Origin of the sequence: Nostoc sp. 'Peltigera membranacea cyanobiont' 210A, assembly GCF_002246015.1 — a bacterium.
Lineage (GTDB): Bacteria > Cyanobacteriota > Cyanobacteriia > Cyanobacteriales > Nostocaceae > Nostoc.
Window position 1 is genome coordinate 214,287 of the sequence record NZ_NOLJ01000010.1, and the last position, 24,630, is coordinate 238,916.

The 24,630-nt window shown below is 41.9% G+C and carries 20 protein-coding genes; 13 read left to right on the plus strand and 7 right to left on the minus strand.

Features of this window, described 5'->3' with window-relative positions:
• Positions 1 to 80 precede the first annotated feature (80 nt).
• The gene (locus CDG76_RS28705; protein ID WP_094352259.1) at positions 81 to 410 is read right to left on the minus strand and encodes a DUF2973 domain-containing protein; all 330 of its coding nucleotides are present in this window, start codon (positions 408 to 410) and stop codon (positions 81 to 83) included.
• A gap of 307 nt (positions 411 to 717) precedes the next feature.
• Positions 718 to 1,035 carry a DUF2605 domain-containing protein gene (locus CDG76_RS28710; protein ID WP_094352260.1) on the minus strand — a complete coding sequence of 106 codons (318 nt, stop codon included), beginning with the start codon at positions 1,033 to 1,035 and terminating at the stop codon, positions 718 to 720.
• A 568-nt stretch (positions 1,036 to 1,603) separates the two neighbouring features.
• Between CDG76_RS28710 and thrS the strand changes: the two genes are divergently transcribed.
• The 3 genes from thrS to CDG76_RS28725 all read left to right on the plus strand — a co-directional run bounded on the left by thrS (position 1,604) and on the right by CDG76_RS28725 (position 5,336).
• The gene (gene thrS, locus CDG76_RS28715) at positions 1,604 to 3,439 is read left to right on the plus strand and encodes a threonine--tRNA ligase (RefSeq protein ID WP_094352310.1); all 1,836 of its coding nucleotides are present in this window, start codon (positions 1,604 to 1,606) and stop codon (positions 3,437 to 3,439) included.
• 480 nt (positions 3,440 to 3,919) lie between these two features.
• The gene (locus tag CDG76_RS28720; protein ID WP_223265430.1) at positions 3,920 to 4,417 is read left to right on the plus strand and encodes a hypothetical protein; all 498 of its coding nucleotides are present in this window, start codon (positions 3,920 to 3,922) and stop codon (positions 4,415 to 4,417) included.
• Between the two features lie 727 nt (positions 4,418 to 5,144).
• A complete protein-coding gene (locus tag CDG76_RS28725; RefSeq protein ID WP_223265431.1) occupies positions 5,145 to 5,336 on the plus strand; it encodes a hypothetical protein in 192 nt (63 codons plus the stop codon).
• A gap of 63 nt (positions 5,337 to 5,399) precedes the next feature.
• On the opposite strand, the gene CDG76_RS28730 is transcribed toward CDG76_RS28725, so the two are convergent.
• Entirely contained in the window at positions 5,400 to 8,765 is a 3,366-nt protein-coding gene (locus CDG76_RS28730; protein WP_094352262.1) for a HEAT repeat domain-containing protein, read from the minus strand.
• A 344-nt stretch (positions 8,766 to 9,109) separates the two neighbouring features.
• Between CDG76_RS28730 and CDG76_RS28735 the strand changes: the two genes are divergently transcribed.
• Positions 9,110 to 9,979, plus strand: coding sequence for a DUF4351 domain-containing protein (locus tag CDG76_RS28735; protein WP_094352263.1), 870 nt, complete (start codon positions 9,110 to 9,112; stop codon positions 9,977 to 9,979).
• Positions 9,980 to 10,145: 166 nt separating this feature from the next.
• Here the strand turns inward: CDG76_RS28735 and CDG76_RS28740 are convergent, their stop codons facing one another.
• Positions 10,146 to 10,484, minus strand: coding sequence for a hypothetical protein (locus CDG76_RS28740; RefSeq protein ID WP_094352264.1), 339 nt, complete (start codon positions 10,482 to 10,484; stop codon positions 10,146 to 10,148).
• Between the two features lie 141 nt (positions 10,485 to 10,625).
• Positions 10,626 to 13,175: a cyclic nucleotide-binding domain-containing protein gene (locus tag CDG76_RS28745; RefSeq protein ID WP_094352265.1), complete on the minus strand. Its 2,550-nt coding sequence runs from the start codon at positions 13,173 to 13,175 to the stop codon at positions 10,626 to 10,628.
• An 874-nt stretch (positions 13,176 to 14,049) separates the two neighbouring features.
• On the opposite strand from CDG76_RS28745, the gene CDG76_RS39740 reads away from it, so the two are divergent.
• The gene (locus CDG76_RS39740) at positions 14,050 to 14,271 is read left to right on the plus strand and encodes an H-NS family histone-like protein (protein ID WP_442946395.1); all 222 of its coding nucleotides are present in this window, start codon (positions 14,050 to 14,052) and stop codon (positions 14,269 to 14,271) included.
• 124 nt (positions 14,272 to 14,395) lie between these two features.
• Here CDG76_RS39740 and CDG76_RS28755 read toward each other — a convergent pair whose 3' ends face one another.
• Both CDG76_RS28755 and CDG76_RS28760 read right to left on the minus strand, forming a co-directional pair.
• The gene (locus CDG76_RS28755) at positions 14,396 to 15,043 is read right to left on the minus strand and encodes a response regulator (protein ID WP_094352266.1); all 648 of its coding nucleotides are present in this window, start codon (positions 15,041 to 15,043) and stop codon (positions 14,396 to 14,398) included.
• A 3-nt stretch (positions 15,044 to 15,046) separates the two neighbouring features.
• Positions 15,047 to 16,267, minus strand: coding sequence for a sensor histidine kinase (locus CDG76_RS28760; protein ID WP_223265432.1), 1,221 nt, complete (start codon positions 16,265 to 16,267; stop codon positions 15,047 to 15,049).
• 479 nt (positions 16,268 to 16,746) lie between these two features.
• Here CDG76_RS28760 and CDG76_RS28765 point away from each other — a divergent pair, with 479 nt between their 5' ends.
• From CDG76_RS28765 to CDG76_RS28810, 8 genes are all read left to right on the plus strand, one after another.
• On the plus strand, positions 16,747 to 17,130 hold the full coding sequence (locus CDG76_RS28765) for a hypothetical protein (RefSeq protein WP_094352268.1): 384 nt from the start codon (positions 16,747 to 16,749) through the stop codon (positions 17,128 to 17,130).
• Between the two features lie 237 nt (positions 17,131 to 17,367).
• Positions 17,368 to 17,784: a PDZ domain-containing protein gene (locus tag CDG76_RS28770; protein ID WP_143854188.1), complete on the plus strand. Its 417-nt coding sequence runs from the start codon at positions 17,368 to 17,370 to the stop codon at positions 17,782 to 17,784.
• A 19-nt stretch (positions 17,785 to 17,803) separates the two neighbouring features.
• Positions 17,804 to 18,205 (plus strand): hypothetical protein, encoded by a 402-nt coding sequence (locus tag CDG76_RS28775; protein ID WP_094352270.1) that lies wholly within the window; start codon positions 17,804 to 17,806, stop codon positions 18,203 to 18,205.
• A 6-nt stretch (positions 18,206 to 18,211) separates the two neighbouring features.
• Positions 18,212 to 19,198, plus strand: coding sequence for an RNA polymerase sigma factor, RpoD/SigA family (locus CDG76_RS28780; RefSeq protein WP_094352271.1), 987 nt, complete (start codon positions 18,212 to 18,214; stop codon positions 19,196 to 19,198).
• Between the two features lie 394 nt (positions 19,199 to 19,592).
• A complete protein-coding gene (locus CDG76_RS28790; protein ID WP_223265433.1) occupies positions 19,593 to 20,381 on the plus strand; it encodes a biotin/lipoyl-binding protein in 789 nt (262 codons plus the stop codon).
• Positions 20,382 to 20,874: 493 nt separating this feature from the next.
• Positions 20,875 to 21,639 carry a PPC domain-containing protein gene (locus CDG76_RS28795; protein WP_094352273.1) on the plus strand — a complete coding sequence of 255 codons (765 nt, stop codon included), beginning with the start codon at positions 20,875 to 20,877 and terminating at the stop codon, positions 21,637 to 21,639.
• Positions 21,640 to 22,785: 1,146 nt separating this feature from the next.
• On the plus strand, positions 22,786 to 23,544 hold the full coding sequence (locus CDG76_RS28805; protein ID WP_094352274.1) for a PPC domain-containing protein: 759 nt from the start codon (positions 22,786 to 22,788) through the stop codon (positions 23,542 to 23,544).
• Between the two features lie 268 nt (positions 23,545 to 23,812).
• Entirely contained in the window at positions 23,813 to 24,613 is an 801-nt protein-coding gene (locus CDG76_RS28810; protein ID WP_094352275.1) for a peptidylprolyl isomerase, read from the plus strand.
• Positions 24,614 to 24,630 lie beyond the last annotated feature (17 nt).

Consider the following 24,630-nt stretch of genomic DNA (forward strand, 5'->3'; position numbering starts at 1 on the left):
ACTAAAAAAATTAAGGATGTAAAAACAACAATCATTTACACCCAAACTGCTAACAGACGCGATTAATCGCGTCTCTACTTTTATGCTTCTTCGGAATTATCTCTTTTATGTCCTGGGGATGCTTCGTAAAGTGCATCGAGATGTTGACGCGCATCTTCAACGTTAATTGAACGCATTACCAAAAGTGGCTCTTTAATTAAGTTTCCAGCGCTATCTAATAACTCTGGATGGGGTACAAATTGTCTCTTTGATGAATAATAACCATAGTTGCCTTGGTTATTCATTGGCGAGGAATTCGTCGGGTAAGTTCGCTCCCGATCGAAACTGAACATAATCAGGTTACGGATTAAGTTGCCAACAGCTATAAATGCAAGGATTGTAAAAGCAAGAATGTAAAGCAGATGTAACATTGGATTTTCCTCCAGAACAGGAATTTTTTAAACTTTATTTTGTAACGCTTTGTTTCGCCGATACTGTGACTCACAGTTAAGACGAGTATTCTACGCACTCTTCATGCGCCTACATTTATATGGAGCTATTTGTCAACCGTTATTCCACTTACGGTAGCATAGGATACATTATTTTGTTAATCCAGATAATGTTAAGAAATTGTTAAGAATTTTCTACTATCTTTTTAACGACTGATTTACCATCTTGCGTAGACGCTTCCTTAGTAAGTCTTAAGACATCGTTAAGTTGTCAGCCGAAATTTAGCGCTTAGACTTCACGTCCTTGACGAAAGCGCATTGCGACATTCCAGCATTCTGTTACTAATTCATGCCAAGGCATTAACGTTGCCATATCAATCCCGACTTGTTTATCAGTTGCATTAAATAGCATCTTCGCCGTATTTAGTTCATCCTGCGCTTGCTTAACCCGCAAGAGCAAGTCAGATTGCTCTTGGTGACTCATAAATGATAGTTCCTCAGTTTCGAGTAAATGGCGCGATCGCGTAAACCAATGCTGAAAATCTTCTAGCAGCGGATCTAAAACCGTTTTGAACAACTCAGTCCCTGGTAAATTTGAGTCTGACATAAATGAGAGGCATATTTCAAACTTGCTTACTAATATTAACGTTATTTACGTTTCTTAATACTTTTTTGGTTTCTCTCATAATTTATTGATGTAAAAATTTGTAACAAAGGGCACAAAATTTATTATATAGTCTTGATATCTGGTTTGTACAGTGCCTTTGGAGAGGTAACTATAGGTATAAATGACATCGAGTTGCAATTCATAAGCTAATTTAGCGATCGCGAGCAATCCTGAATTTGACACTCAGGTAAGAAATCAAAAATTTATCTTTATCTTTGGATTGAAGAAGAATTCAGGAGTCAAAATTCAGGACTCATAATCAAAATAGTAGGGGATTCAAACCCGCCACCTAGAAACACCATAAAAGAAAACATATTTAGCGGAGTCTTAAACCCCTTTATTCATTACGCCAGTACTTCGACAAACTCAGTAACCATCGGATTCCAATTCATTCTGAATTCTTTCTTGATAGCTTAACTGGCAAAAACCAAAGTCGTTATAGTTGAATAAGCCTACAGATTCAGATAAATCAACTTTTGTAATCACTTCGCCAACGGTTCAGCAGCCAATGTCGCCAAATTCATCCAATCAGTCACAACAGTCAGAACAAGTTGAAAAAATTTATTTACCGCGTACCAGCGAATCGGAGAACTTAAAAAAGATTCGCCACACTGCTTCCCATGTAATGGCAATGGCAGTACAAAAGCTGTTTCCCAAGGCACAAGTTACAATCGGTCCTTGGATTGAAAACGGTTTTTACTACGACTTCGACAATCCAGAACCATTTAGCGAAAATGATCTCAAAGCCATCAAAAAAGAGATGGCGAAGATTATTAATCGCAAACTGGCAGTAATTCGGGAAGAAGTCAGCCGCGAAGAAGCCGAACGCCGGATTCAGGAAATTAAGGAACCTTATAAGCTAGAAATTCTGGCAGATATCAAAAACGAACCAATCACGATTTACCACCTGGGGAATGAATGGTGGGATTTGTGTGCAGGGCCTCATCTGGAAAATACCAGTGAATTAAACCCGAAAGCAATTGAACTAGAAAGCGTTGCTGGCGCTTATTGGCGTGGGGATGAAACTAAAGCCCAATTACAACGCATCTATGCCACCGCCTGGGAAAGCCCAGAACAACTCGCTGAATATAAACGACGTAAAGAAGAAGCGCTACGGCGAGATCACCGGAAACTAGGTAAGGAACTGGGATTATTTATATTTTCTGATCTAGTAGGGCCGGGTTTACCTTTGTGGACACCCAAAGGTACTTTGTTACGGAGTACTTTAGAAGACTTCCTGAAACAAGAACAGGTAAAACGGGGTTATTTATCTGTAGTAACGCCTCACATTGCCAGAGTAGATTTATTTAAAACCTCTGGACATTGGCAGAAATATAAAGAAGATATGTTCCCCTTGATGGCAGATGATCAGGAATCGGCTGCACAGGAACAAGGCTTTGTTATGAAGCCAATGAATTGCCCTTTCCATATCCAAATATATAAGAGTGAGTTGCGCTCTTATCGAGAACTACCGATGCGACTGGCGGAATTTGGTACTGTTTACCGCTACGAACAATCAGGGGAATTGGGCGGTTTAACACGGGTGCGCGGTTTTACTGTGGATGATTCTCACCTGTTCGTTACCCCAGAACAGCTAGATAGCGAATTCCTCAGTGTGGTGGATTTGATTTTGTCGGTGTTCAATAAGCTGCAACTGAAGAACTTTAAAGCTAGACTCAGTTTCCGCGATCCTGCTAGTGATAAGTACATCGGTTCAGATGAAGTTTGGGACAAAGCCGAAGGTGCGATTCGCCGGGCAGTTGAAACCTTGGGGATGGAACACTTTGAAGGTATTGGAGAAGCAGCTTTTTATGGGCCAAAACTTGACTTTATCTTTAGTGATGCCCTAGAACGGGAGTGGCAATTAGGAACTGTGCAGGTAGATTACAATTTGCCAGAACGCTTTGAGTTGGAATACGTCGCCGAAGATGGGGTTCGCAAACGTCCAGTGATGATTCACCGTGCGCCTTTTGGTTCGCTGGAAAGGTTAATTGGGATCTTAATTGAAGAATATGCAGGCGATTTCCCTTTGTGGTTAGCGCCAGTGCAAGCTAGATTATTACCCGTTGGTGATACACAGCTAGACTTTGCTAAAGATGTGGTGGCGAAAATGAGAGGGTTGGGCATCCGTGCAGAAGTTGATACCAGTGGCGATCGCTTGGGTAAACAAATTCGCAATGCAGAGAAAGAAAAAATACCAGTAATGGCAGTGGTGGGAGCTAAGGAAGTGGAAACTAACACCTTGAGTATCCGTACCCGCGCCTCTGGAGAATTGGGAGTTATCCCTGTCGATGAGGTGGTAGATAAAATGAAGGATGCGATCGCTAAGTTCGAGAATTTCTAAAATCTAACCGCAGACGCACACCAATTATGATTAGTGTGCGTCTTGCCTAGTAGGGTATTGAGGCTTACTGAATCGATGGTCTAGGTGTTGGGAAAGGAGCGATGTCTACGACGAGCTTCTCTACGAGACGCTACGCGAACGCTTACGTAACGTATTTAAATCAAAAACTTAATTAGATCCAGAAATTAAATATGCGTTATCCAGAACTCTTGTAGAGACGTAGCAGTACTACGTCTCTACATTTTTTTCACTCATATTTCTATTAATGGAGTTCAAAGATTTATTTTAATTTTGACTTTTAACGGGCTGTGGAAAGTTAGAAAGTATCACAGACGACAAAACTTTTCTCAATCACCGCACCCAAGAAAACTTTTCGAGTTATTCAACACTGTTAGGATTGATTTAAAGACTTGTGGAATCTGCTCTTCCTAAACAGACTGGACTTGCATAAATTACTGTCAATAATTTTTGACTCACATCATGAACCGCTTTACCTCTATTTTGCTCGCCGGCTTGATAGCATCTGCTTCAGCTTTGGCTATTTCTCCAAAAGCTGATGCTAATACACCAGCATCTTATCCTGCTGAGTTAGATAGCTACATCTCTCAACGCAATGATGATGGTAACTACGAACTTCATAGTCGTCACCATAGAAATGATGACTATGACCGCCAGAACGACCTTCGGAACATTCGTGACGATAATAACCGTCGCTATGAACGCGATAACAATCGCCGTTATGACCGCGATAACAATCGCCGCGATAACAATCGTCGCTATGACCGCGATAACAATCGCCGTTATGACCGCGATAATAACCGTCGTTATGAACGCGATAATAATCGCCGCTATGAACGCGATAATAACCGTCGTTATGAACGCGATAATAATCGCCGCTATGAACGCGATAATAACCTTCGCAACATTTATGACAATAACCGTCGCTATGAGCGCGATCGCGGCTGGGGTCGTGGTTAATTCCTTTGCCTATTTATTAAGCTTAGTTCCAGGTGAACTGAGCATTGATTCTACTTGGCGGTAGGACAAACACAATCTCTTTTTCCACTCATTACAATATCTGACTTTTCACTCTTATCTAGAAAACCTCGCTTCCATTCCCTAGTAATGAAATTTGCTCAGGGTTGAGGTTTAGCGTTAGCTTTTCTACACGACGTGAAAAGTCAGATTTTTATTAAATCAAGAATTTACCCTCAGCCTAGTGGTCTGTCAAATTCATTTTGACGGTTAGAGAGACGCGATAAATCGCCGTCTCTACAGGGAATTTATCCATCAATTATTTATTGACAGACTACTAGAAGTCTCTTTCTTCATTACGAACTTGTACTGAGCGTAGCCTTGGCGCAGCCTCTCGTAGAGAAGTATTACGAATTACGATCCTGTCTGCAACAATTGCACGAAAGTATCACTCATATCAAGTCCGGGTAATTAGTTGTGATTCCCATAGTCATTGCACCCCACCCCCAGCCCCTCCCCGCCGGCGGGGAGGGGAGACAAAGCATAGCTTTGGCGGGGTGGGGTTCTTAGGGTTTAGTAAGTAATCAAGCGGACATGATATCACAGTATGGTTTTTGGTATAAGCGGCGTATTGAATTAATTTTTTCTAACAGAAGACGGTAAAACTACTGTGTCAAAGACTCATTAATGGAGCTAAAAGNGCTCATTAATGGAGTTCAAAGACTCATTAATGGAGCTAAAAGACTCATTAATGGAGCTAAAAGGCTCATTAATGGAGTTCAAAGACTCATTAATGGAGCTAAAAGACTCATTAATGGAGTTCAAAGGCTCATTAATGGAGTTCAAAGGCTCATTAATGGAGCTAAAAGACTCATTAATGGAGTTCAAAGACTCATTAATGGAGTTCAAAGGCTCATTTTAATTAAATCAAAAATTTTCCCTCACACTATAAGTCTCTTTCTCAATTACGAATTACGAATTAATATCACGCTCTTGGCCGCAACAATTGCACGAAGGTATCACTCACAGTATGGTCTTTGGTATCGGCGGCGTATTGAACTAATTTTTCTTTCAATTCTGTGGCAGCATCTAAGGGGAGTAAGGTTGCTAGCAAAAAGTAGACACCACGAAAACGGGGGTCATCCATGTGGTCAATGAGCCGATTTTTAGCTTCCTGACTCTCGCCGAGAAAGTTTTGCACCAAAAAGAAATCCATAATCTTATCGTGGCGGAAGTACCATTCTCTCTTGGCTTCGCCTTTTTCGTCTTGCCACTGACGGCTAACAACCATTTTATACTTATCGTCTTCCAATGACTGTAATACCTGGTAAAACTCATCCACAGGTAACGCTTGCTCATCTTTCAGCCGCATTTGATAGACAGCATCGGAGAATTTTTTCAATGGAAATTCCTGGTTCCATTCTTGCAAATATTCTGCTGCCATCAATTGATATTGATGTTGTTGCAAGTGAAACAAATCGGGGTATTCGCCTTGGGATAGCATCAGGGCTACCACAGTTAAATCCATTGGATTAGAGAGAACCTTCTCAATCGCGCTTAATTCTTGTGGTGATTGCTGATTACTGAGGGCTTTGGTTAAAAAACTAGCAGTGGCTTGCTCATAATCAGTACCTTGAACTTTGGCATTTTTGGGCAGTCGTGGCTGACGGGAAATCAGAAATTGCTGAATTTGTGGTTCCTCAAGGGGGAGCAATTTATATATTTTGGCTGTTGAGGGTGGTGTCCACTCTAGGGGTTGGGTGGTCATGATGATGTTACCCCGGAAATAGCTTTCGGCAAACTGACAGATTTTTGCCCTGGTGTCGGCCGTAACTTCATTGAGTCCGTCAATGCAAATATCTAATGCGCCACTGTAAATTAAATTCTTGAGAAAATCAGCATCTTGTGCTTGTCCGTGTAGCTTGGCTTGAATTGCCTCAATTACCCCTTTGTAACACTTCTGGGCTGGTAGATAAACCACAAGCCGCCCAGAAGTTTTTACCAAATAGCGCAGATACATTGACTTACCCAAGCCGGAATCACCTTCCAAAATGACTTGTCCTTTGATGTTAGGTAGCACTTGGGTAATTGGTACGGGTTCATCTACACCGGGAACTTTCACTTTAGAATTTGGGAAGTAAGCTTCGGGGTTAAAACTATCTAACCCGGCATCGGCTAGTAGGGAAGGCTTGAAGGGTTCAAATAACTTTTCGCGGAAAAAGGGAACCCAGGTGAGAATTAAGCCGACGTAGCCGACTCCGAGAATACGCCTCACCCAAGGATTCCAGAAGAAGATGGCTTGAACTTGGGGAAACTTGGGATAAGCGAAGATGAGGGCAAGCCAAAAGGCAGCATGAATCAAAATAGTAGTTCTGGCATTGAGAAACCACTGCCAAGTTTTGAGGTTAACTATTACTGATTGCAGTGAATCAGCTTCGTTGTAGCCGGCTTTTTTGAGGTTGTTGTAGTGAGTTTCTAAGATAACAATATCTTGTGGTTGCCAAGAGACTTTTCTGGCAACTACAGCAATTTGCTTTGCTAAGTCTTCCCGTAATCGTGCTAAACCTTGGCTAGGTTCCCAGACTTGGGCAAATATTTTAAGAGTTTTATCACCGCGATCGTGGCTTAATGAAACAGGAATTGTTTTAGTGTCAGGAAAACCCAGCCATGTAAGCAGTGTTTTGACTTCATTAGTGCCGCCACCCAGAAAATATGTCAAAAATCGCCACTGTTCAAATTCTGATTGACCTACATAATAGACTCTATCCAGAATTGCTACAACATTATTCAGGTTGAGTTGTTCTATCTTACCCAATGCTTCTGCTGCATCTTTACGAAAATTTTTATCAACGGTTTCATCCTTGAAGAAGTCGAGAATATCTTTGACATAGGGTTTGGCAGCCTCCCCAATATTTCCCAATGCCACGGCTGCACCAGAACGAATATCAGCATCAATGGTTTTATCTTTGAGGATATCAGCAATATCTTTAACATAGAGTTTGCTAGTGTCTTCCACCCCCAGATTTGCCAATGCTTCTGCTGCACCGGAACGGATTCTGGAGTCATTCATATAGGTAATAGTGCTAGAAGTTTTATCCTTGAAGAAGTCAAAGATGTCTTTGACGTAGGGTTTGGCAACCTCCCCCAAATTTACTAATGCTACTGCTGCACGGGAACGAACATCAGCATCAATGGTTTTATCGTTGAAAAAGTCGAAGATGTCTTTAACGTAGGGTTTGGCAACCTCCCCCAGATTTCCCAATGCCGATGCTGCACTGGAACGAACATCTTTGTCAACGGATTTATCCTTGAGGATGTCAGCGATATCTTTGACGTAGGGCTTGGCAACCTCCCCCAGATTTCCCAATGCCGATGCTGCACTGGAACGAACATCTTTGTCAACGGATTTATCCTTGAGGATGTCAGCGATATCTTTGACGTAGGGTTTGGCAGCCTCCCCCAAATTTCCCAATGCCGATGCTGCACTGGAACGAACATTTGAGTCAACGTATTTATCCTTGAGGATGTCAGCGATGTCTTTGACGTAGGGTTTGGCAGCCTCCCCCAGATTTCCCAATGCCGATGCTGCACTGGAACGAACATTTGAGTCAACGTATTTATCCTTGAGGAACTCAGCGATGTCTTTGACGTAAGGTTTGGCATCCTCCCCCAAATTTCCCAATGGCCATGTTGCACCGGAACGAAACAATGCCCATGCTGCACTGTAACGAACATCTTTGTCAACGGTTTTATCCTTGAAGAAGTCAGCGATGTCTTTGACGTAGGGTTTGGCAGCCTCCCCCAGATTTTCCAATGCCCATGCTGCACTGTAACGAACATAGGGGTCAACGGTTTTATCCTTGAGGATGTCAACGATGTCTCTGACGTAGGGTTTGGCAGCCTCCCCTATATTTCCCAATGCCCATGCTGCACTGGAACGAACATTTGAGTCAACGGTTTTATCCTTGAGGATGTCAGCGATGTCTCTGACGTAGGGTTTGGCAGCCTCCCCTAGATTTCCCAATGCCCATGCTGCACTGGAACGAACACTTGAGTCAACAGTTTTATCCTTGAGGATTTTGGCAGCTTTCTGAGCAATATCCTCTGGTTTCTCAATCACCGCTTTCAAATTTTTTAGATCGTATTCATTGAATTTTTCAAAAGCGAGTTTTTTTACTCCGTCATGTCCATCATCAAGGGCAGCAACAATACCGTTAATCTGCCACGCTTCTGGCTTCGACTTAGGCTGTTCTTTCGCATTCACCCAAGGCAGGGAGAGGAAGAGAGTCAACAGCAGGATAAAGGGAAAAAGGAAAAAAGGCGATCGCTTTTTAATTATGTGCAGATACATTTGTATAATTCGTAATTTCTTTAGTAATAAAGGCTGTTTCTGCCCCTTCTTTAGTAGGGAAAGAGAAGGGAGTTAGGTTTTTACTAGTAAATCAGGAACCGCTACAGTTATCTTTTTACCGTCTGATAACTCAACCTAGCCAGAAATGAAATATTAATGTAATTATTACAGGAATTTAAAAAGATACGCTCAGAGTATAGTACCGAGCTTCCTTAAGCGATGGTGCGACGCCGATAGCGTAGCGGTAGCGAGTCCGCGAGCGTCATAGCCCGTCGTAGACATCGCCTACTCAAACCACTGCACGAGATAATAACAATACCTCGTTCAATTGTTAGCGATCGCAAATGTCTTTTGATAACCTTTGCAAACTACTGTCCGAAAAACATCCTGCTACCTTTGCCAGTTGGGTATTAGGAACACCGCAAACTTCCGTCACAGTCCTCAAAACTGAATTGAGCATTGAACCTATTCGCGCTGATTATGTCACATTCTTACAATTAGAAGGACGCATTCTCCATCTGGAATTTCAAACCAAACTAGAATCTACGCCACCCCTACCCTTGCGGATGCTAGATTATTGGGTACGCTTGTATCGTTTGTATCGCCTACCAATAACGCAAGTTGTCGTATTACTGCTTCCCCCTGCACCGGGAACAGTAATTGAAACTGTCTTCTGTGTCGAAACTACCCGTCATGAATATCGCGTGATTCGCTTATGGGAAGAAAATCCTGAACCATTCCTCAATGATCCCGCTTTGTTACCGTTAGCACCATTGGCCGCAACCACGCAACCCCAAGCTTTGTTGCAACAAGTTGTGGTCAAAGTTAATCAACTTGAGCCAAGACAACGACCAGAAATTTCCGCGTATACCCAAATCTTAGCGGGGTTAAAATACAATCAAGACTTGATTCGACAATTATTTCGGGAGGGTATGATGCGCGAGTCAGTGATTTATCAAGAAATTCTCGCTGAAGGTGAACAACGCGGCGAACAACGCGGACGGGAAGAAGGACGAAAGGCAGAAGGACAATTGCTGATTCTCCGTCAGCTTACTCGACGGGTGGGAGAATTACCCCAAGAGATGCTAGACCGCATTGAAACTCTCTCTTTAGAACAATTAGAAAATCTCGGTGAAGCATTATTGGATTTCCAGGCGATCGCGGATTTAGAAACCTGGTTTGGTACATTAGACGTAGGAGTGAAAATAACGTAGGTACAATTTATGAATTATGCCTACCAAGGATTTCGGGCAACGCATAATTAATTTCACTCCTATGTCTATTAGATGAATTTTTCCATTTGAGCCAATGTCTGATGGCGCTAGGGGAAAAAATAGTTTCAGAAGAACGAAAGCGAGTTGAGCTTGTCAAATCGCCACATTAAAGTTCAATTAACTTGAAGCCCCAAGGTTTGAGAGCCGCTAAAGCTATTTCTTCACTTACACCCTCATAAGCCTCCCATTCCAATGGGTGTTCTTTGGGATGCCCGTCGCCGACATTACCTGCAACTTTAATTATTGGACAGTTGGCGATGCGATCGCGCTCTAATCCTCTGGGAACTGCTAGTTCGATTTTGTGCCCGATAAACTTCGCGGTACTATCATTAGCTACAGATTCACGGATTAAACAAATATCACCAGCAGTCCCCCAAGTTGTTTGGTAAATGTGGAGGAATGATATATAAGTTGCAGGTTTGATGGATCTTTTTAGAACGTGCATTATCTGTAATCCTTACACTATGAGTCAAAAATCATAAATCATATAAGTATTTTCTATCACGTTCGTAGGGAAGAATGTTCTTAAATCACATTTTGCACCTAGCCCAGGCGATTAGAAACCGCCTGGTGGAAGATGTAAAGCTCAAAAGACGATAATCGCCCACATACTAACTCCCAAAGCGATCGCTGCTAGGTGTTGCCAAAGCAGCGATAGTTTCGCTAAACCCTTTGGTGTACCCACTGATTGCTTGGCAATTTTTTGCGTTAATAACATAGTCATCAACACTGAGAAAATTATCGTTGTACCTTGCAAAAAGGCAATCACAGCCGGATGAGCAACTAATATTGGCAATTGTTCACCACTCAAACCAAGAGTAGCAAAGGTAACAGGTAAAATCTTCCCGCCTTCGCCTAAGCCCAAACGTAGATAGTGAGCCAAATTACCTCCCAACACTAATGGTAGGTAGCCGTAGGCGAGTTCTACAAAGGATCGAGGCTTACGGTTAAAATTGAACACTTGGATCAAGCCATAAGCGCCAAAGGTAAGAGCTGCTGGAATAATTAACACTAGCAGCGATAATCCCAAGTGCTGCCAAAAATCAGTTAAATCCAGTTGCAGCCCTAACCAAGATTGCAACTCTGGCAAGCGATGGAGATAGATACCACCCAAGAGCAAAAACAATAATGCTACTTCATAAGTGCGGGGTACATGAGTTGTCCACAGTTCAATTCCAGGGGGACGCAAGTTGAACTCAACGGAACGATGGGGACAGGCTTTGAGGCAAGTCATGCACAGTACGCAATCTCGGTTATCTTCTAACTGCGCTGGGTGTGAGTATAAGGGACATCCATTGGTTTCCAGCCCTTCGCCTTTTTGCGGCCCACCTTTATAACACTGATAGGTGGTGCAACTGGCAGAACATATCCCTTGCTGTGCCCGGAGTTCCGTCATTGAGAGTTTTGCAAATAAACCATTCATTCCGCCGATGGGACAGAGATAGCGACACCAAAACCGGCGCTCAAAAAGAGCCGAGAAAATCATCGCTCCAGCAGTAATTAACAGCAGCAAACAAGCACTGAGATAAGCAGTATTTTCCAAATGCCAGAGTTCTTCCCATAAGAAAATTAGGGTAAATAAACCAAACATGAACCATCCACCCCATTGTTCAGCTTGTTCTCTCGGCCAGCGTTTGAGTTTTCGAGGCCACAGCCATAAAGAGAGCTTTTGGGTGATTTCTCCATAAATCATGAAGGGACAAACAGAACACCAGACACGTCCCAAAAAGGGAAAGAGAAATAAGAAGAAAGGCCACCACCAAGCCCAAAATAGATTTAATACGAAATTGCGATCGCGGGTTTGCGGCCCAATGAATAATATTGCCACAATAATCGCAAAAACTGTTGCAGTAAAACCATAATTAATGCGATCGGGCCACCAGTCACTACGTAAAAACCGCCGCAAATTAGGATAGGCATTTAACAGATTGACCCGAAATCGTTTTTTCTTAGTTTCGGCTGGCCAGAAAATTTCTTCTGTTAATTCATTCGCACCCTCAGCTTGCACGATCGCTCTTTCTACCAGATTTTTCAATTCCTTGAGGTTGCCAGGAAAATCATAAGACTGGAGGCGACGCAAAGCTTCTGGGGTAATGTGCGGTTTCGGAACGCCTCTAGAACGAGTGTAAAGACTGGTATAATATTCGACTTGTATCTGAATATCAGCTTTCCGTACCCGTAGCGGTGGTACTTTAATAATGTGACCAACAGAACGTTCAACTGTCGGCTGAGTTTTTTCTGAAACAATCAGAATTCTGGCTTTACTGGGACGAGCTTCGGCTACTGGATCTCCAGAACGACTGACGGGGGTATATGTACCAGTTTTGAGCAACTCCGTCACGGCAGGTAATAATTCTTCGGGCAATTCTTGGATGTTGTTGAGAACTAGAGTACCTTCCCCCAACCATTCCAACAGTCCGGGTTTGCCGCCAGCGCGACCAAATAAATCTGCGCCGCTAGTTTGGAGAATACCACAATTTACTTTAATAATTGGTTCTCGCCGTTTCGGAGAACCAAAGTGGATCAAGGCTGCTATATTGTCTTTTTCTAACCCTGGTTCTCCGAAAATATCCACAGATTTGCGATCGGCAGCCGCTTCTCGAATTTGCTCCCGCAGCCGCACAGCATAGCGACTTGTACCGACAATTCCCCGTTGTGCTTTGGTAACTAAATATGGGCGCAAGGCAATAGAACGTTCTTGCTCATAGCCAAGTGCAGATGTTACCTGAGCTAATTCTTGAGCCAATTGACGCGAAAAAGCCTGAGCAATTTCGGAGTATTGAGTGACTAATTCCCGAAATTTAGCAGCAGGTACAACCCACAAGTGACATTCGGTTACTGTAGTAATTGTGAATGGAGTTGATTCATCCAACAGTAATTCTTTGAGTTCAATCACTGCACCGGGAAGGAATCCACAAGCTAAAGCTGGGTTGCTTTGATTGGTGGTATTGCTTTCGAGTTGACCTTCTACGAGAATATAAAGGGCTTCTGGAGAATTGCCTTCACTAACTAAGTCAGTTTCGGCGGGTACAACTTGTTCTTCAATTACTTGAGCGATCGCATTTAATACTTCAGGTGAGAGAATTCCTAAACTCGTGCGTTCTTGTAGCCATATAACCGTTTCTGGAGATGTCATATTAAGTTCTCCCTGTAGGCTGCTGTATAACAAGAATTATCCCTGAAAGGGTATGTCAAAATATCTATATTCAGTGGTTGTGCATTAATACATAATGTGCAATAGACTTCTTGCATAAATTACAAAATTTGAACCCCACTCCGTCAAAGCTATGCTTTGCCTCCTCTCCCCAAGCTGGTTACAGTGTATATACAAGTCCTTCTCACCCCTCTAACTCCCCCGATTGGGCTACGGTGTACACAAAAGTTTTCTAAAGCTGCCCCACATCTTGACCTGCAATGCCAATGCATCGACCTGTTATGCCAATGCATCGACCTGCAATGCCAATACATCGACGTGTTATGCCAATACATCGACGTGTTATGCCAATGCATCGACCTGTTATGCCAATGCATCGACGTGTTATGCCAATGCATCGACCTGCTATGCCAATGCATCGACCTGCTATGCCAATACATCGACCTGCAAAGATTAGCCCACCCTAAGTTACACAGCAACTCTAAAAGATTTGTGTGTACGCCGTAGCCGATGTTTGGGGAGGGGATTAATACCATTTCACGAAATGCTTGATACAAATGATTTGTCTCTAACTCTTTCCCTCTGCTCCTCGGTAACAGAGCGCAGCCTCTCGTAGAAAAAGTGCTGCTCCTCGGTAACAGAGCGTAGCCGAAGTGCTCATATCATGTCCGCATAATTAGTTATGATTCCCACAGTCATTGCACCCCACCCCCAACCCCCTCCCCGCTTGCGGGGCTACGGTATTTAGAACTAAAAAGTAGGAAAAGTGGGAAAAGTAGGATGTTTTATCTTTCTTGTTGATTTTCTTATTACCCGTTGTTAGCTTGTTATTTAACTAGTATTAGGATTAGTGGATATGAAAAAAGTAAAAACGATAGAAATTAAAGATTTACAACCACAAATTGAGGAACTTGACGATTCAAAATTATTGGGTGTGGTTGGCGGTTCTGAAGCACTAAAGACAATCAATAATATTCGTACTTTAAGGGCGCAAGCTCGTGAAACGACTCTGGATACACTTGAAGAGATACTTGGAAAGTTGGAAATTGTAGTAAATGAACGTCAGGAGCAGAACTAGTTATTCTGCCACTGGACGGTGTTTTAATTTAGGTTTGTATTATTTATGTGCATAAAATGTCGGGAAATATGCCTTTCCCGACACTTTGTCTTTCTAGCGAACGATAACCTTGCCCAAGTAGACTCTACTTCAGTCCACTAAACAAAGAATGGGCAAACAAAGCGGCTTGAGTGCGATCGCGTAAACTCAACCGACTGAGAATATTAGTAACATAATTTTTAACAGTGTTTTCTGAAAGAAACAGCGATTCGGCAATTTCTCGGTTATTGGCTCCACAAGCAATTAACCGCAATACATCTAATTCTCTGGGTGTGAGTTGCGCCAATTCTGGAGGGGGTTGCACAGACTGGACAGGTGCGGTAATCGGCGTGAGTGCTTTCTCAAACAATCCCGGACCGAGTAGGGTTTGTCCCTTGTAGACGGATCGAATTGCCAACATTAATTCATCTGGTTCGGTATCCTTGAGCAAATAGCCCTTTGCACCCAGCCGCATCGCCTGGAAAACATACTCATCATCATCGAAGGTGGTGAGGACGAGAACCTTAATGTCAGGATATTGTTGAGCGATCGCTTTTGTGGTGGCGACTCCATCCATTACGGGCATCCGAATATCCATTAGCACAATATCGGGTTGCAGTGCGGCAATCTGTTCGAGTGCCCGTTGCCCATTTTCTGCCTCTCCAATTACCTGCATCTCTGCATTCGACTCAAGCATACTCTTAAGTCCCTGGCGAATCAGATGCTGATCGTCAACTAATAAAATCCGAATCATAAGCTAAAACACCAACAGCTTTGAGAGTGGCAAGGAAACAGAAATACAGCAACCTGTTCCTAGTTGACTGTGGAGATTTAACTGGCCACCCAGTGCAACCGTCCGTTCTCGCATCCCTTGTAATCCAAACCCGGTTGTATTTTGAGTGGGGTTAAAACCTTTTCCATTATCTTCGATTGACAGATGAATCATCCCAGGGTGAGCCAGAAGTTTAACGGTGACACTCGTCGCCTCGGCGTGTTTGCAAATATTTGTCAGCGATTCTTGCACAATGCGAAATAAAGCCGTGTTTACTTCTGTTGGTAAGGTGTGCGGTAGATCAATTTTACAGGATGGTTCAATACCTGTGGTTTGCTGAAAATCTATCAACAGCTTTTCAATGGATGATTTGAGAGATTGTCCTTGCAAAGGATTTGAACGCAAAACCGAAAGCGATCGCCGAATTTCTAGCAGCGCTTCAGCCCCCAGTTCTTTTGCCTGTTTGAGAAATGTCAATGCTTTATCATTATTTGATTGCCAAAACAACAGAGTATTATTAATCTGAATGGTTTGGGCGGCGAGAGTGTGTCCTAACCCATCATGAATTTCGCGGGCAATTCGGTTGCGTTCTTGCAAGGTTGCCTGATCTTCAATCCGCAGGGCATACTGGCAAAGTTGTTGATTGATGATCTCTAATTGCTGATGGGCAATTTCTAACTGCTCTCGACTTTGGCGCTCTGCAAGCAGGGCATTAATTAACAATAAAGCGAATACTAACGTTAAGCTAAACAATAATATATTACTTAATCGCCAATCCCAGGACATGAGGATCAGCTTATCTGGCAGAAAATTCTCAGGTACAATCGGTCTGGATAAAAGCAGTGTTCCATAAGAAAGCAGAGATAAAATCAAGACAGCCAACTGCCCCGATCGCTTAAATATGAGACAACTCCGCATCACCAGTACCAGACACAGCAAGAAAACGGAGCGAGTCGATAAAGTATGTTGAGTTGCTGGCAGCAAAATTAAACCAAATTCCAGGGCTGTATAAAGTAATTTGGTTTCCGGCTTCACCATTGGTAGCCTCAAACCCATCAAGCTGAAAGTTGCGATCGCCAGAACTCCTAGCGGCAAAGACCAGGACAACTGAAACGGCAGCAGAACTTCCATAAACACTGCCGTGGCTAATAACAGCCACTCTAGGTAAAGCAACAGACGGAAAGATGGGTAGGTCAAGCTAACCATAGAACTGTTCCAACTCAATGGTCTTTGTAACAAAACCATAGGTATTTTCACTATTTTAGAGGGAAATATTGAACTGGGGACTGGGGACTAGGGACTGGGGATTGGGGAGATTTGAATGGGAATTCAGACCCCAATCAAATCTTACTCATAATTTCTTCTCCAGTACCCAGTCCCCAGTACCCATTCCCCAGTACCCATTCCCCAGTACCCATTCCTCCCCTATATAACGAATCTGTCTCTAGTATTGATAGAGCCGTTTCGACTAATTAATTATTTCTAAATTAGGAAAAAAGTCACAATAACTTGAGTACTTTTTTACTGGTCAGGTTAGGAATTCTAGCTCATGTGCAAACTCATTCCAACTTCTAAGATTAGCTGGTGTGAGTAAAGCAGCAACTTTTTTAACATCTTCTAAACAGTCATAAACCGAAATTGAGTCAGAACAGTTCTATTACACACAACAAAAACCAGAGAAGTAAATGATTAAAAAACAGATAATTTTACCAACCCTGCTATTTGCAACTATCCTAATTACAGGAATGACAGGTTGCACCAGTACTAAATCTCCAGATGTGTCTCAAGGTAATGATTCTGGCACAAAGGTAGCTGATACTTCTACCACGAACTCTCCGGCATCGAATACGTCAGAACGCGCTCAAAAGCGCGAAGAAATTCGCAAGCAAGTTGAGGCAGTTCTGACCCCAGATCAGGTAAAGGAATTGTCAACGAAATTACAAAAAGGCGAAAAAATGCGTAAAGCAGTGTTGAGCCTAAATCTTACTGCTGAACAAAAGACTAAAATTCAGGATATTTTTAAGACTGCCTATCCCCACCGCAAAGGAAAATCTCAAGATAATTCCTAGTTGTTTTATCAAAACAGAATTCAGGAGTAATTATCTGTTACTGGGGTATTCAGACCTTCATTGATTGGATTCTGAATTCTGGATTATTCTTCAATAATTAAAGTATGTTTAAACAAAAATTGCTCGTCAAGATAGAACTGGCTGTTATAGCCACAATCTTTGTAGGAACTAGTCTATACACTTCCAAAGCTCTATCTAGGTAAACCACAACCTAGCTCTCAAAAACTGGTGGATGAGGTGTGGCAAATCCTAGATAAAAACTATGTTGATGTCAGCTTTAACCATCAAGATTGGCAAGCAATTCGCCAGCAGTATCTTAGCCGTTCCTATAGTTCCAAGAAAGAGGCTTATGGAGCGATTGAAGAAATGGTGGCGAAATTAGGCGATCGCTACACCGAGTTTTTTGACCCGCAAGAATTTAAAGCCCTAAATAACGATATTTCTGGCAACCTCAGTGGCGTAGGGCTGGAACTGGCACAGAATGAAAAAACTAAAGCCTTAACTGTTGTCGCCCCAATTCAAGGAACCCCTGCTTTTAAAGCGGGCATTTTGCCAGACGATGTAATTGTCCAAATTAACGGTCAAAAAACCCAGGGGATGAAAATTGACGATGCCGTGAAGCGGATTCTCGGCCCGGTGGGAACTAATAGATAATTTCAAGAATGAACAGGAATTGACGCAAGTACAGCAACAATATTCCTTAGCTACACATCTGCATCAACAACAAATTTTACTTGTGATCAATAACATGGAAGAAATCATGGAAAGATTTTCTAGACTTTACAATCGCATCCTAGAGATGAGTCGGTTCATTCTCGCGATTGTCAAGCTGTCATTTCTTCTAGGAGTTTCGCTTGTATTTTTGCTGTTATTTGGCATTATCGATTTGCAAAGGAAATTTCCCGATCTCAGCCTACCTGTAATTGTTTCTTTAGCAATTTGGGTATTGATTGCTCTTTTGGAACTAGTACTTGATACCTGGTTCTTTTATAAAAACCTCTATGGTTCATCAAGTCACTATCTGCACTTTTTCCCGAAAAAAAATACCCCAATTAATAGAATAGGCAGAGGCTAACTCAACATGAGTAACTTAACATCATTACCAGATACTAAAGCTATTAACACAAGCAAAGCATCTCAATTTACAACTGATACAGTACGTGCTTATCTTCAAGAAATTGGACGGATACCTCTGTTAACCCAAGAGCAAGAAGTTTTTTTTGCCCAACAAGTTCAACAGATGATGAAAATACTTGCTGAATCCGAAAAACTGACTGTTGAATTAAATCGTACCCCCACACTGTCAGAATGGTCTAACCAGATGCAGTTAAGCGAACAGGAACTACTTCAAAAGCTAAATCAAGGGAAAAAAGCCAAGCAGAAAATGATGGCGTCCAATCTCCGGCTCGTGGTGTCAATTGCCAAGCAATATCAGAGACGGAATTTAGAACTGATGGACTTAATTCAAGAAGGTACTTTGGGTTTGGAAAGAGGGATTGAGAAATTCAATCCGGCTTTAGGATACAGATTTTCAACCTACGTTTACTGGTGGATTCGTCAAGGAATTACTAGAGCGATCGCCCAACAAGGACGCGCAATTAGATTACCGATTCACATAAATGAGAAGTTAAATAAAATTAAGCGCGTTCAGCGAGAGTTATCTCAAAAACTGGGTCGCGTTCCTACCACTACGGAAATTGCTCATGCACTTTCTTTGGAGCCTAGTCAGATTCGGGAATATCTAACTTTAGCTCGTCAAACTATATCTCTAGATATTCGAGTTGGCTCAGAGAAAGATGTCAAGTTAGAAGATTTAATAGAAGATTACAGATATTCTGAGAATGGCTATACCACTGAGCAATCTCTCAATCAAGAACTTGAAGAATTATTGTCAAGTTTATCTAGACAACAACAAGAAATATTAAATTTACACTTTGGTTTGACAGATGGAAATGAACTTTCTCTAGAACAGATTGGTCAGCGCATGGGTATTAGTCGTGAACGAGTCAGACAGATAGAAAAACAAGCTCTCCACATTCTATATCGGCAGCTAAAAAATAATAAGTAAACGCGGGTAAAAACAAAGTATTAATTAAGATAATGAGATATTTTAAATATGATTAATTAAAAGGTATTTAACAATATTATTTGTTTGATTGGAAATCAACAAAATCATCATTATTTGACAAAGCACATCGAACAAACCGGAAAAAACTAATTATTTATACCAATTTGAAAAATGATTGCGACAGACGGAAAATTAAAACACTTGTCCAATGGATGTTTCACAATCCAAAATCGTTCGACTGAGCGACTTGTGCCGAGCGGAGCCGAGGTAAGCCGAAGTCTAAAATCCAAAATGGTATTAGATGTGCCGCTTCAAATGAAATTGGTATTAGCGGGAGTTGAGGTGATAAAGGATTTCACGGTTTTTAATTAACTAAAATGCATTGGAGGTTCTGATGAACCATGAAATTTCTAACGAGCGTTTGACTGAGAACAGCATAGAACCAGAGCTACCGCGATCGCCAAAAAAGAAAAAGATTCGTTTGGTAATTTTAGGGGTAATATTGCTGGCTGGGCTGGGTATTTTTGGTATTTATGCAGGTGCAGCCAAGTCAGACAAAACTGAAAAATCTGGGCGTAATAAGCAGCAAGTGACACCTGTAACCGTGGCAATGGTGACACAAAAAACGGTTCCGGTGCAATTGCAGGCGATCGGTAATGTGCAATCGGGTTCTACAGTTGCAATTACACCCCAAGCTAGCGGGCGGATTATTGGAGTTTATTTCAAGAAAGGTCAAGAGGTGAAAAAGGGACAACTTTTATTTACTCTAGATGACCGATCGCAAGCTGCTGCAATCCAGCAAGCTCAAGGTACTGTCGCCAAAGACCAAGCCTCGGTACAACAAGCAAGAGATGCATTAACTAGATTGGGTCAGGTAGACCAAGCTAGAGCCGCTTTAGTCAAAGACCAAGCCTTAGTGCGACAAGCGCAAGCGAATTTGGCTAAGGATCAAGCACAAGCAGAATTTGCTCAGGGACAGAGCGATCGCTATGGTGCATTGTATAAGAAAGGCGCGATTAGTTTAGATCAAGCACAGCAATACGTTTCCAATAGCAAATCGGCTACAGCAACCCTTCAGGCAGATCGAGAAGCGATCGCTAATGCTGAAGCAGTTTTGAAAAGCGATCGCATGGCGCTCACTAATGCTGGTGCAGTTATATGGAGACATGGCGGAAAAAGCTGAGTATGCACAGGCATTTCCAGCCAGAGGCTAGAAACGGGGTTTTAAAGGAGTTTCAGCTTAAGTTGACACCAATGGTTGAAGCTGCTCTCTCAGGTAAAGGTTAGAGAATTCTGATAGATTTTACGTCACTGCAACATCAGTACTGTCTGCCTTCTTTGTATCTGTTTGCCCTAGATAAGACTTTTTACGACTAAATAATACAAAGCATTTGAAATTTACTTTCAAAGACCTAACTATTGAGGTCTTTTTCATGCTGTGTTTATTTAAAAAACAGCTTAATTTAGATTCATGGTTCAACAACAGGTTCTGAACGCGGTAAGCGCAAAACTAAACAGCTAAGACTCTATTGAAAATAATAAATAATATTTATTTTCATCAACTTCTAAGCGACTACGTTCCAGTAAATATCGATTTCAAGCGATATTTACATCTGTGCAAACCACAACTTAATCTGAACTTGACCACATCACAATCAACACCTAAAGGACAAAAAATGGCACTTTTCAATCTTGGTACACTCGGTAGCACCCCTGTTGTCAGAGATAACTTCAGTTTAACTACCACAGACCCCACAGATGTCTTTAAATTCCAAATCACCAGTGGCAAAAATATCAACCTGTCTATGACAGACATCAGTGCTGGCGATGATGCCGACATCCGGCTGTTTCGAGACGCTAACAATAACGGTGTATTGGACAGCTTCGACCGAAATGTTGGACTTGTTTCCAATCGCGGAAGCAACCAAGATGAGGCGATTAACTTTAAAACTAGCTCAGGTACTTTTTTTGCGGAAGTATCTCGCTTTGCCTCAGGTAGTTCAGGCAATGTCAGTTACGATTTAGCCTTGTCTGCAACTCAACCTTCTGGAACTTTTCCGATTTCAGCCAGTTTCAGTAACCTTCTACCTAAAGAATTTGTACTTGGTAACTTGTCAGCTGATGTTACTCGTACAGGTAACGTCAATAACCAAAATACTACTGATGTTTACAACTTCTCTTTGGGATTCTTTGAGGGTGTCAACATTAAGTTGGACGGACTGAACGGCGATGCTGACATTAGCCTAATTCGGGACTCTAACAACAATCGCATCGTTGATGCTGGTGAGGAAGTTGCACGCTCTACTAGTGGAGGTACTGGGTCAGAGCTTATTTCCAACACTAACTTATCTGGTGACTACTTCTTGCAAGTCACTCAGTTCTCTACCTCTAACTACACTGTGACTTTCGACCACTTCACCACCCCCTTTGCTTTAGTTTAGGCATCGATAGTGGTGAGTAGTACTTGAAAGTTTTGTACGGCAACGCTTTCAAGGGTATGCAAATGATGTAAGCGGCAAAGAATCCTATCTGAACTTTGCCGCTTTTATTCCATACTTTAGACAAAAAAATTACATCAAACTTAACTAAAGCGGACTGAGCAACGATGCTGATATCCAACTAATTCGATACTTTAATCGCAATCGAGGAAATTGCCCGTTCTATTAAGAGCGGTATTACCTCAGATATTATTTCCAATATTAATAATGCTGGGAAATACTTTCTACAGGTCGAGCAATTCAAAGATAGCACTAACTATACTTTGACTTTTAACTAGTTCACCACCCCCTTTGCTTAAGTTTAGGCATCGGGAGTGGTGATTAGTACTTGAAAGTATTGTACGGCAATGCTTTCAAGGGTATGCAAATGATGCAAACGGCAGAAAGTTATACCTGAACTTACTGCTTCATTGCATAAATTATAGCCGCATCGATCAAATATTTCAACAAAATTGATGTTAAAGATTTTTTAAGCTTCAATCGGGGAAGGGATTTAGGCACAGATGTATGTCTGTGAAGTTCTATCGCCGGTTGATGAAGTGAAGTGTAACAAGTGAGGAGTGAAAACTCATAAATTAGCGATCGCTTAAAGACTACCAGAAACATCCAGTTAATCATAAGAAGCCTCTGAATTACCAGAGGCTTTTTTTGTATCAATGACAACAAGGCTTGTAGTGCTACCATCGCCTTGACACAAGCTTTCGCCTACTTCTTCACACATCTCTTATTTCATCAAACTCATTCTCGATTACGCCAATGGTGAGTCATAAGACTTTTTATGACTAAACAATACAAAACACTTGAAATTTACTTTAACAAACACCTAACTATAGAAGTCTTTTTCATGCTGTGTTTATTGAAAAAACAGTTTAATTTAGATTCATGGATAAACAACAAGTTCTGAACGCGGCAAGCACACAACCAAACAGCTAAGGGTCTATTGAAAATAATAAATAATATTTATTTTCATCAAATTCTCAGCCACTACATTCCAGTAAATATCGATTTCAATCGAAGATTTACATCTGTGCAAACCACAACTTAATCTGAACTTGACCACATCACAATCAACATCTAAAGGACAAAAAAATGGCACTTTTCGATCTTGGTACACTCGGTAGCACTCCTGTTGTTAAGAATAACTTTGATTTAACTACATCTGATACCACGGATGTCTTTCAGTTTAAAACCACCAGTGGCAAAAATATCAACCTGTCTCTCACAGATATCAGCGCGGGTGATGATGCCGATATCCGGCTGTTTAAGGATTCTAATCTTAACGGTGTATTGGATGACTTCGACCGAAAAGTTGGAATTGTTTCCAATCACGGAAGCAACCAAGATGAGGCGATTAACTTTAAAACTAGCCCAGGTACTTTTTTTGCGGAAGTCTCTCGCTTTGCTCCAGGTAGTTCAGGCAATGTCAGTTACAATTTAGCCTTATCTGCGACTGAACCTTCGGGAACTTTTCCGATTTCAGCCAGTTCCAGCAACCTTCTTCCTAAAGAATTTGTACTTGGTGACTTGTCAGGTAATGTCACTCGTACAGGTAACGTCAATAACCAGAACACTACCGATGTTTACAGCTTCTCTTTGGGATTTCGTCAGGGTGTTGATATCAGATTGGAAGGATTAAGCAGCGATGCTGATATCCGGGTGATTCGAGATTCTAACAACAATCGTATCGTCGATGCAGGTGAGGTAATTGCCAGCTCTAATAATGCAGGTATTACTTCAGAACTGATTTCCAACATTAGTGTACGTGGTGACTACTTCTTGCAGGTAACTGAATTCACTGGCGCCACTAACTACAACGTGACTTTTAACCAGTTCTCTGTCCCTGCTTAAGTTTAGGCATTAGCAGTGGTGAGTAGTACTTGAAAGCTTTGTACGGCAATGCTTTCAAGAGTATGCAAATGATGCAAGCGGTACAAATCTATACCTGAACTTTACCGAATGGCACTAAGAAAAGCCCAAAGACTTATTGTATCCTCGTTCCCAGCCTCCAGGCTGGGAAGCAGTTGGGACAAGGGCTGTATCTTAACTTAGTGCCATTCAAACTTTACCGCTTGCATTTCTCAATTTATCTCTGCACGGCTCAAATATTTGCACGAATATGAATAAAACATTACAACTAGGCGATGTCTACGACGGGCGTAGTGGCAGCGTCATCTTACCGCCAGAAATTATCCCCTTTTTAGCAAGTTACAATCTAATCCCGCAATTGTTATCTCAGAGCATTATTGAATTAGCGATCGCACCAATCGCTTGCACACAAGCCGAAACAACTCAGGCTCTACAGCAATTTTATCAGCTTTGGGATTTAAACAGCGAAGAAAAAATCCAAGATTGGTGTTTGCGTTATGGTTTAACTCAAGAAAAATTAGAACTTTTCGCCACCCGCAAGCTGAGAGTCGAAAAGTTCAAGCAAATAACTTGGGGACATCAATTAGAATCTTACTTTCTCAAATACAAAAAACATTTTGATAAAGTCATTTATTCTTTAATTCGGACTGAAAATAGAGGAACTGCTAACGAGCTATTCTTCCGAATTACAGAAGGAGAACAATCATTTTCGGAACTAGCTCGTGAATATTCTCAAGGGCCAGAAGCTGACACAAATGGCATCATCGGCCCAGTAGAACTTGGTACGATCGCTCCCAATTTTGCTCAGTTACTTTGCACAAGTCAAGTAGGTATAGTTCAACCACCCGTACCCTTTGGAGACTCATGGATAATTGTACGCGTGGAAAAGCTTATAACTGCCCAGTTGGACGATTTTATGCGCCAACGATTGCTGCAAGAAAATTTTGAAACTTGGTTTCAACAGCAACTAAATCAACTATTACCAGAAGAAAAAACCTGGATGGGAATCAACACCAAACCAGCACAGATTCAAGAAGCGAAGGCTGCTTAGAAATTATTAAAATCGGG